Annotated in this window: 3 protein-coding genes; all 3 read right to left on the reverse strand. The window is 62.2% G+C overall.

What is annotated here, in order from left to right:
• Positions 1 to 107: 107 nt before the first annotated feature.
• The 3 genes from prpD to acnD all read right to left on the reverse strand — a co-directional run bounded on the left by prpD (position 108) and on the right by acnD (position 5,522).
• Positions 108 to 1,592 carry a 2-methylcitrate dehydratase gene (gene prpD, locus ACRESD_RS12930; RefSeq protein WP_431751255.1) on the reverse strand — a complete coding sequence of 495 codons (1,485 nt, stop codon included), beginning with the start codon at positions 1,590 to 1,592 and terminating at the stop codon, positions 108 to 110.
• A 133-nt stretch (positions 1,593 to 1,725) separates the two neighbouring features.
• Positions 1,726 to 2,916, reverse strand: coding sequence for a 2-methylaconitate cis-trans isomerase PrpF (gene prpF / locus ACRESD_RS12935; RefSeq protein ID WP_431751256.1), 1,191 nt, complete (start codon positions 2,914 to 2,916; stop codon positions 1,726 to 1,728).
• Positions 2,917 to 2,927: 11 nt separating this feature from the next.
• On the reverse strand, positions 2,928 to 5,522 hold the full coding sequence (acnD, locus tag ACRESD_RS12940) for a Fe/S-dependent 2-methylisocitrate dehydratase AcnD (RefSeq protein ID WP_431751257.1): 2,595 nt from the start codon (positions 5,520 to 5,522) through the stop codon (positions 2,928 to 2,930).
• Between the last annotated feature and the right edge of the window lie 141 nt (positions 5,523 to 5,663).

Raw genomic sequence — 5,663 nt, forward strand, 5'->3', positions numbered from 1 at the left:
AATGTGGGAGGGGGCTTGCCCCCGATTGCAGTGTGTCAGCCAATACATCAGGCACGATCCACCGCTATCGGGAGCAAGCCCCCTCCCACATTAGCCCCCAGGGTTATTCAGATCACGAACAGGTCCACAAAACGGTGGACCGCTGTTGCTTCAAGTTTTGACTGATCCTTGCACAACGCAAAAATTTCCCCACTGCGCTGCGCGGTAAACCGCGTGGCCAGGTTGGCCTTGAACTTGTCTTCCAGCAACGCAATGCCCTCCGCCCGGCGACGGCGATGGCCAATCGGGTACTCCACCGCCACCTGCTCGGTGTGGCTGCCATCCGTGAAAAACACCTGCACCGCATTGGCAATGGAGCGTTTGTCCGCCTCCAGGTATTCACGGCTGTAGCGTGGGTCTTCAACGATGACCATCTTGTCGCGCAACTGATCGATGATGGGGTGCGCGGCGTGGAATTCGTCTTCGTATTGCTCGGCCACCAAATTGCCAAAGGCCAGGGGCACGGCGGTCATGTATTGCAGGCAATGGTCGCGGTCGGCGGCGTTGGCCAACGGGCCAACCTTGGAGATGATGCGAATCGCCGACTCGTGGGTGGTGATCACGATGCGCTCGATGTCATGCAGGCGATCCTTCACCAGCGGGTGCAAGATCACCGCGGCTTCACAAGCGGTTTGCGCGTGGAACTCGGCGGGAAAGCTGATCTTGAACAACACGTTTTCCATCACGTAGGTGCCGTAGGGCTGGGACAGGCTGAACGTGCGCTTGTCCTCGGGCTTGAGCGCCAAGTCTTTATTGGTATGGCTGAACAATACGTCGTAGAAGCCCCACTGCGGTGCACTCAACACACCGGGGATGCCCATCTCGCCGCGCAGCGCGATATCCGCCAGGCGCACACCACGGCTTGACGCATCCCCCGCTGCCCAGGATTTGCGCGAACCGGCGTTCGGCGCATGGCGGTAAGTGCGCAGCGCCTGGCCATCGACGAAAGCATGGGACAAGGCCGCAAGCAGTTGCTCACGGTTAGCGCCCATGAGCTTGGCGGTGACCGCCGTAGAAGCGACCTTCACCAGCAACACATGATCGAGGCCTACACGATTGAAGGAGTTTTCCAGGGCAATCACGCCCTGGATTTCATGGGCCATGACCATCGCTTCAAGTACCGCACGCACGGTCAGCGGCGTGTCACCATTGGCCACGCGCTTTTGTGAAAGGTGGTCGGCCACGGCAAGAATGCCGCCGAGGTTATCCGAAGGGTGGCCCCATTCAGCGGCAAGCCAGGTGTCGTTGTAGTCGAGCCAACGCACGATGCAACCGATGTCCCACGCCGCCTTCACCGGGTCCAGTCGGAACGACGTACCCGGTACACGAGCGCCAAACGGCACCACCGTGCCCTCGACCATCGGCCCCAGGTGCTTGGTGCACTCAGGGAAGCGCAGGGCCAGCAAGCCGCAACCCAAGGTATCCATCAGGCAGTTGCGGGCGGTGTCCAGTGCATCCCGGGATTCGATCCGGTAATCAAGGACGTAATCGGCAATGTCCTGCAGGACCTGGTCGTAATCGGGGCGGTTGTTCTGGTCGACGTTGGCGCTCATGGCAGTACTCCAAAAATGGGTTGGGGGGTGTCCTCGGGCTCACGGTTGTTGGAAGCAGATCTAAGGTGTCTGCCTTGGAATAGAGATCATCTGTGGGAGGGGGCTTGCTCCCACATTGATGACCGTGTTGGGTTTAGAAGGCATCGCCGGGAACACGCACGAAACCTTCCATCAGCACCCGTGCACTGCGGCTCATGATGGCTTTTTTCACAACCCATTCACCGTTGACTTCACTGGCCTCGGCACCGACACGCAAGGTGCCGGACGGATGCCCGAAGCGCACCGCATTGCGCTCCACGCCACCGGCCGCCAAGTTGACCAAGGTGCCGGAAATCGCCGCCGCCGTACCAATCGCCACCGCCGCCGTGCCCATCATCGCGTGGTGCAGCTTGCCCATGGACAGCGCGCGCACCAGCAGGTCCACATCGCCGGCCTTAATCGCTTTGCCACTGGACGCCACGTAATCCGCAGGCTTGGCCACAAACGCGACCTTCGGCGTGTGCTGGCGCTGAGCGGCTTCGTCCAGGTGCTGGATCAGGCCCATGCGCAAGGCGCCGTAGGCCCGCACGGTCTCGAACATCGCCAAGGCTTTCGGGTCGCTGTTGATCGCGCCTTGCAGTTCGGTGCCGGTGTAGCCGAGGTCTTCGGCATTGATGAAAATCGTCGGGATGCCCGCGTTGATCAACGTCGCCTTGAAGGTACCGACGCCAGGCACTTCAAGGTCATCGACGAGGTTGCCGGTGGGGAACATCGAACCACCTCCGCCCTCTTCTTCCGCCGCCGGGTCCATGAACTCCAGCTGCACTTCGGCTGCGGGGAAGGTCACGCCGTCCAGCTCGAAGTCGCCGGTTTCCTGCACAGCACCGTCGGTGATCGGCACATGGGCAATGATGGTCTTGCCGATATTGGCCTGCCACACCCGTACCACGGCCACGCCGTTGTGGGGCACGCGGGCGGGGTCGACCAGCCCGGCGCTGATGGCGAACGAACCCACCGCCGCCGACAGGTTGCCGCAGTTGCCGCTCCAGTCGACAAAGGGTTTGTCGATGGAGACCTGGCCGAACAGGTAGTCCACGTCGTGATCGGCGCGGGTGCTTTTGGCCAGGATGACCGTCTTGCTGGTGCTCGACGTGGCGCCGCCCATGCCGTCGATCTGCTTGTCGTACGGGTCAGGACTACCGATGACCCTCAATAGCAGGGCATCGCGTGCGGCGCCGGGCACCTGCGCCACTTCGGGCAAGTCCTTGAGGCTGAAAAACACGCCCTTGCTGGTGCCGCCACGCATGTAGGTGGCGGGGATCTTGATTTGCGCTGCGTGTGCCATGGTTATCCTCTTCAGGCGGTCGCCGCCGATTCCAGGAAGTCCTGGGCAAAACGTTGCAACACGCCGCCCGCCTCGTAGATCGACACTTCTTCGGCGGTGTCCAGGCGGCAGGTCACCGGCACTTCGACACGTTCGCCATTTTTGCGGTTGATCACCAAGGTCAGTTGCGCACGCGGGGTACGCGCGCCGACCACGTCATAGGTTTCGCTGCCGTCGATCTTCAGGGTGTGGCGGTCGGTGCCCGGCAGGAACTCCAACGGCAACACGCCCATGCCCACCAGGTTGGTGCGGTGGATGCGCTCGAAACCTTCGGCGGCAATCGCCTCCACGCCGGCCAGACGCACGCCCTTGGCCGCCCAGTCGCGGGAGGAGCCCTGGCCGTAGTCGGCGCCCGCAATGATGATCAGCGGTTGCTTGCGTTCCATGTAGGTTTCAATGGCTTCCCACATCCGCGTGACCTGGCCTTCGGGTTCGATACGCGCCAGGGAACCCTGCTTGACCTTGCCGTCTTCAACCACCATTTCGTTGAACAGTTTCGGGTTGGCGAAGGTAGCGCGCTGCGCGGTCAGATGGTCGCCACGGTGAGTCGCATAGGAGTTGAAGTCGACTTCCGGCAGGCCCATTTTCGCCAGGTATTCGCCCGCGGCACTGTCCAGCATGATCGCGTTGGACGGCGACAGGTGATCGGTGGTGATGTTGTCCGGCAGCACCGCGAGCGGACGCATGCCCTTGAGCGGACGTGCACCGGCCAACGCACCTTCCCAGTACGGCGGACGACGGATATAGGTGCTTTGCGGGCGCCAGTCATACAGCGGCGCGACTTTCGGGCCGGTGTCTTCGTGGATGGCGAACATTGGGATATAGACCTTGCGGAACTGATCCGGCTTGACCGCCGCCTTGACCACCGCGTCGATCTCTTCGTCGCTCGGCCAGATGTCCTGCAGGCGGATTTCCTTGCCATTGGCATCCAGGCCCAGCACGTCCTTTTCGATATCGAAACGGATGGTGCCGGCAATCGCGTAAGCCACCACCAACGGCGGCGAGGCCAGGAAGGCTTGCTTGGCGTACGGGTGAATACGCCCGTCGAAGTTGCGGTTACCGGAGAGTACGGCGGTAGCGTACAGATCACGGTCGATGATCTCTTGCTGGATCTCCGGGTCGAGTGCGCCGGACATACCGTTGCAGGTGGTGCAGGCAAACGCCACCACACCAAAGCCGAGCTTTTCCAGCTCATGACCCAGGCCGGCTTCTTCCAGGTACATGGCCACGGTTTTCGAACCCGGCGCCAGTGAAGATTTGACCCAGGGTTTGCGGGTCAACCCCAGCTTGTTGGCGTTACGCGCCAGCAAGCCCGCAGCGATCACGTTGCGCGGGTTACTGGTGTTGGTGCAACTGGTGATGGCCGCGATAATCACAGCGCCGTCGGGCATTTGACCGGGCACGTCTTCCCACTGGCCGCTGATACCTTTGGACGCCAAATCAGTGGTGGCGACGCGAGCGTGCGGGTTGCTCGGGCCGGCCATGTTGCGCACGACGCTGGACAGGTCGAAGGTCAGGCCACGCTCGTATTGCGCGCCCTTCAGGTCATCCGCCCACAGGCCGGTATGACGTGCGTATTGCTCCACCAGGGTGACTTGCTCGTCTTCGCGCCCGGTGAGTTTCAGGTAGGCGATGGTCTGCTGGTCGATGTAGAACATCGCGGCCGTGGCGCCGTATTCCGGGGCCATATTGGAGATGGTCGCACGGTCGCCCAGGGTGAGGGCCGAGGCGCCTTCCCCGAAAAACTCCAGCCATGCGCCGACCACTTTTTGCTTGCGCAGGAACTCGGTCAGCGCCAGCACCATGTCGGTGGCGGTGATGCCTGGTTGCAACTTGCCGGTCAATTCCACACCGACGCTTTCCGGCAGGCGCATCCACGAGGCGCGACCCAGCATCACGCTCTCCGCCTCCAGGCCGCCGACGCCGATGGCGATCACGCCCAGGGCATCCACATGCGGAGTGTGGCTGTCGGTGCCGACGCAGGTGTCCGGGAACGCCACACCGTCGCGCACCTGGATCACCGGAGACATTTTCTCCAGGTTGATCTGGTGCATGATGCCGTTGCCCGGCGGGATCACGTCGACGTTCTTGAACGCCTTTTTGGTCCACTCGATAAAGTGGAAACGGTCTTCGTTGCGACGGTCTTCGATGGCACGGTTTTTTTCGAACGCTTGCGGATCAAACCCACCGGCTTCAACGGCCAGGGAGTGGTCGACGATCAGTTGGGTCGGCACCACCGGGTTGACCTGAGCCGGGTCGCCGCCCTGCTGGGCGATGGCATCGCGCAGGCCGGCCAGGTCGACCAGGGCCGTCTGGCCGAGGATGTCATGGCACACCACACGCGCCGGGAACCACGGGAAATCGAGGTCGCGCTTGCGCTCGATCAACTGGCTCAGGGACGCGTTGAGCGTGGCCGGGTCGCAACGGCGCACCAGGTTCTCCGCGAGTACGCGGGAGGTGTAGGGCAAGGTGGCGTAGGCGCCGGGCTTGATTGCATCGACCGCCGCACGGGCGTCGAAGAAGTCCAGGCGACTGCCGGGTAGCGGTTTGCGAAATTCAGTGTTCATCGTCAGGACTCGGTCACGGTGGTTACAAAAGGAAGATCTGCGCCAACCCAGAAGTGAAATGCGATCAAAATGTGGGAGGGGGCTTGCCCCCGATAGCAGTGGGTCAGTGCCCGCTGCATCAACTGACAGACTGCTATCGGG

This window comes from Pseudomonas sp., assembly GCF_050739995.1.
Classification (GTDB): Bacteria; Pseudomonadota; Gammaproteobacteria; order Pseudomonadales; family Pseudomonadaceae; genus Aquipseudomonas.

Bases quoted from the DNA above. Each gene is read 5' to 3' on its own strand.
- acnD (WP_431751257.1), bottom strand. From the start codon at position 5,522: ATGAACACTGAATTTCGCAAACCGCTACCCGGCAGTCGCCTGGACTTC.
- prpD (WP_431751255.1), bottom strand. From the start codon at position 1,592: ATGAGCGCCAACGTCGACCAGAACAACCGCCCCGATTACGACCAGGTC.
- prpF (WP_431751256.1), bottom strand. From the start codon at position 2,916: ATGGCACACGCAGCGCAAATCAAGATCCCCGCCACCTACATGCGTGGC.